This is a genomic window from Methylobacterium sp. WL18, assembly GCF_008040015.1.
GTDB lineage: Bacteria > Pseudomonadota > Alphaproteobacteria > Rhizobiales > Beijerinckiaceae > Methylobacterium > Methylobacterium mesophilicum.
In genome coordinates this window covers 1-3,109 of the sequence record NZ_VRVD01000559.1, presented here as the reverse complement: position 1 = coordinate 3,109, position 3,109 = coordinate 1, and the positions used below count along the sequence as shown (strand labels likewise).

Annotated in this window: 4 protein-coding genes; 2 read left to right on the top strand and 2 right to left on the bottom strand. The window is 72.8% G+C overall.

Annotated features, from left to right (window positions below):
- Positions 1-992: MFS transporter (locus FV228_RS24945; protein WP_147857011.1), on the bottom strand; the 992-nt coding region annotated here is incomplete at its 3' end.
- A 164-nt stretch (positions 993-1,156) separates the two neighbouring features.
- Here FV228_RS24945 and FV228_RS24940 point away from each other — a divergent pair.
- Together FV228_RS24940 and FV228_RS24935 are read left to right on the top strand one after the other, a co-directional pair.
- Positions 1,157-2,128 carry a hypothetical protein gene (locus FV228_RS24940; RefSeq protein WP_147857010.1) on the top strand — a complete coding sequence of 324 codons (972 nt, stop codon included), beginning with the start codon at positions 1,157-1,159 and terminating at the stop codon, positions 2,126-2,128.
- 71 nt (positions 2,129-2,199) lie between these two features.
- Positions 2,200-2,640 carry a DUF1489 domain-containing protein gene (locus tag FV228_RS24935; protein ID WP_147857009.1) on the top strand — a complete coding sequence of 147 codons (441 nt, stop codon included), beginning with the start codon at positions 2,200-2,202 and terminating at the stop codon, positions 2,638-2,640.
- Positions 2,641-2,691: 51 nt separating this feature from the next.
- On the opposite strand, the gene FV228_RS24930 is transcribed toward FV228_RS24935, so the two are convergent.
- Positions 2,692-3,109, bottom strand: a 418-nt coding sequence (locus FV228_RS24930) for a hypothetical protein (protein WP_147857008.1), incomplete at its 5' end; no start/stop codon positions are given.

The following is a 3,109-nucleotide window of genomic DNA, read 5'->3' as shown; positions in this document are numbered from 1 at the left end:
CCCTGCGCCCGGCCCCGCGCGCCCTCGGGGGCGTAGGCCGACACCGCCGCCATCGCGCCGAGCTGCGTCGCCCCGAAGGTCAGGCCGTGCAGGCCCTGGAGCGGTACCAGGGCGGCCAGGTGGTCGCCCAGAAGATACATGCCGACCGCGCGCAGGATCGCCGCCGCGGCGCCCAGAGCCAGCAGCCGCACCGGGCTGCGCCAGGCGGCGGGGAGGGCGGTGATGCCGGCAAACAGCGCGATCTCGGCCAGCACGCCGGTCGCCCAGAGCGAGCCGACCCAGGCCGGTGCGATCCCCTGGCTGGTCCAGTAGATGCTGCCGAACCCGTAGATCGCCCCGTGGCTCGCCTGGATCGCCGCCGCGGCGCCGATGCAGAGCCACAGCCTGAGCGGCAGGCGCGGCCGCACGGTCCCGGACGGGACCTGCGGCAGGGCCACCACCGAGCGGCTGCGCCAGGCCACGAACCCCGCCGCCAGGGCGAGGCCGGTGAGCAGCAGCGGCACCGCGAGCTGGCCGCCGAGCGCGGAGAGCATCAGGCCGCCCGCGAGGTTGGCCAGCAGGAACGCGATGGAGCCCGCCATCCGGATCCGGGCGTAGACCAGGCGGGCGTCGCGGCGCACGGCCGCCAGAGTCAGGTAGTCGATGCACGGCACCAGCGGCGCGCCGGCCACGGCGTTGAGGACGATGAGCGACGCGAGCGCGGGCCAGCCGAGCCCGGCGGCGCCGGGCATCAGCGCGTAGGTCAGGCTGAGGGCGAGGCTGCCGATCATGATCAGCCGCCGCGGACCCAGCCCGCGGTCGAGCAGGCTCATCAGCGGCGCCGTCGCGACGATCCGCGTGGCGATCGGCAGGGCGAGCAGCACGCCGATCACCCCGGCATCGAGGCCGAGGCCGTCGAGCCAGAGCGGCATGAACGGCATCGCGATGCCGATCTCGGTGAAGACGACGGCGTACAGCAGCGACAGGCGCGCCGGGCCGGACGGACGAGGCAAGGATAAGAGGTCCCGGAGGAAGGGAAGCGGGTTCGGGGACGTCCCGGGTCCCGGGTGCGAACGCCGTAAGCGCCCGTTAAACCCTCCCTGTCAATTTGCCGTCTCCCGGTTCGCACCGCGCGCCGCTCGTCGCCGTGCCGTCCTTTCGGGTTCGGAGGGATCCCATGTCCGGTTCAGCCCCCGCAGGCGCCCTCGCCGAGTACGAGGCGATCGAGGCGACGATCTGCCTCAGCGAGCGCGGGCGCTGGTTTCTGGCCGAGTATGCCCGGCGCAACCGGGCCGCCGAGACCGAGATGCTGCTCGGCGCCATGAGCCGGCTCGAGCACGTGGTGACGGCCGAGCGGGACAACCAAGCCTTCGGTCAGCTGCACGGCAACCTCGTCGAGATGGCCGCGGCGATCAGCCAGACCAAGGCCGAGATCGCCGCGATCAGCGCGCGCGACAACGAGCAGACCCGCCTGACGCAGGCCTCCCTGGCGCTGGACGCCATCGTCCGCGAGACCGAGCAGGCGACCTCCGACATCCTCGGCTCGGCCGAAGCGATCCAGGAGGCGGCCTGGACCCTGCGCGAGCGGGGCGCCGACGCCCCGACCTGCGACGCGCTGGATCGGCACGCGACCGCGATCTACACGGCCTGCTCGTTTCAGGATCTCACCGCCCAGCGCACCGCCCGGATCGTCTATACATTGCGCTACCTCGAGGACCGGCTCGCGTCGATGATCGCGATCTGGGGCACCGACGCCGAGCGGATCCCGCCGATGCCGGTCAACCCGGCGGCCGGGGCCCTGCCGGACGCGCCACCGCTCGACCTCTGCCAGAGCGACATCGACCGCTACATCGCCATGGAGGTCCCGGCCGTGACCGCGGCGGCGCTCGTCGCCCGCCCGGGAAGCCCGCCGCTGCACGAGGACATCGTGTTCCTGCCCGTCTCGGACGAGGCGGAAAACGCGACGATCGAGGATCTCGCGGCGGAAAACGCGTTCGTAGGCATGGATGCCATACACGCCGAGCCCAGCCCCAACGCGGATGGGGCCGAGTTCGCGGCCGCACCCGCCTTGGAACCGGGCTTGCCGGCCTTGAGCTTCGCGGCGATCGACGCGCTGCCGCCGGAGCAGCGGCTCGCCCTGTTCGCCTGACGGCGCGGACGCGCCCGGAGCCTGCTATCAGGGGGCCCCGCCCGCCGAGGGCCGTCAGACGAAACGCTTCCGTGGCCCTGAACCTGATCAAGCTCTGCGTCGGACCCGCCTCCATCGCCGACCTCGAAGCCCGTCAGGAGCGGTACCGGGCCGAGGCTTTGCGCGAGGGTCGGCCGGCCGACCCGTTCCACGTCACCCGCACCCTGCCCAAGCGCCATCGCGAGATCGCCGGCAAGGGCTCGATCTACTGGGTGATCCGCGGGACCCTGTCCTGTCGGCAGGCGATCACCGCGATCGAGAAGCTGACCGGAGAGGACGGCATCCCGCGCTGCCGGCTCGTCTTCGACCCGCGCCTCGTTCCGGTGTCGCCCCGCCCCTGCCGACCGTTCCAGGGCTGGCGCTACCTCACGGCCCGAGACGCACCGGCCGACCTGGGCGCCGGGCAATCGGGCGACCTCGCCGAGATGCCCGAGGCCCTGCGCCGCGAGCTGGTCGGTCTGGGCCTTCTCTGAGGCCGCGTACCGGCGGCGCGGGTACGTGATGCACCCGCGCCGGCCGTCGTCCTACGCCCCGTCGAAGCGCCCGCTGGCATGGGCCAGCATCGTGTAGACCTTGCCGGTCTCCGAGGTGAGGTAGGCGTCGGTCCGCTTGGCGTCGCTGTCGTTCTTGACCACGTCGCCCAGCAGCCGCTCGAACTCACCCACGTACCGGTCGACGCTGCGGCGGAACTCCGCATCGGCGCGGTAGCGGCGCTGGATCTCCGCGAAGGTGGTCCGGCCCTGCGGCGTGTAGATGCGCGGGTCGAACAGGTTCGGCTCACCCCGGCGATAGCGCTCCCACAGGTCCACCACGGTCCGGTGCTCGATCATCCGGGCGATGTCGGTGGAGATCGTGTCCAGCGCGATCCGGCCGGTCTCGGCGGGGGCCTGAGACTGCGCCGGGGATTGGCGGCCCGACGGCGCCGGGGACGCGGCGCTGGTG